The following is a 376-nucleotide window of genomic DNA, read 5'->3' on the forward strand; positions in this document are numbered from 1 at the left end:
CCCCAATCCGTTGATCACCGGCAGGGATTGGGTCAGTCGGAGCTCTTTGATCTGATCTGCCGCCAGCTTTTCCTCACGTGCCCGTCGTTCCACGGCATACAGCTGCTGAATCAGCAGCAGTGCCTTTTCTGCCCGGACTTTGTCGTTGTCCAATGCCCGCTCGAACTCACGGCGGGCATGTGCCCAGCAGGCGAGATGGGTAATCTCCTTTTTCTTTGCAAACTTTTCGTAAACGGCATATCCGTCCGTCTGCAGGTATCCCCTGAAGCTGCCCAGTATGGGCAATGGTGCGCTGCCACCACGGGTGGGACTATAGTCAAACAATACCGTTCCCGCCAGTGGGGCATGATATACCCAATAATATCCCTGATGGGCC

At 55.9% G+C, this 376-nt stretch carries 1 protein-coding gene; it reads right to left on the reverse strand.

Going from position 1 to position 376, the window contains the following annotated elements; genetic code table 11:
* A partial coding sequence (locus JHJ32_RS22715) for a transposase (RefSeq protein WP_200123038.1) occupies positions 1-376 on the reverse strand: 376 nt, incomplete at both ends.

Source organism: Parapedobacter sp. ISTM3 (assembly GCF_016533505.1).
GTDB classification, from domain to species: Bacteria; Bacteroidota; Bacteroidia; order Sphingobacteriales; family Sphingobacteriaceae; genus Parapedobacter; species Parapedobacter luteus.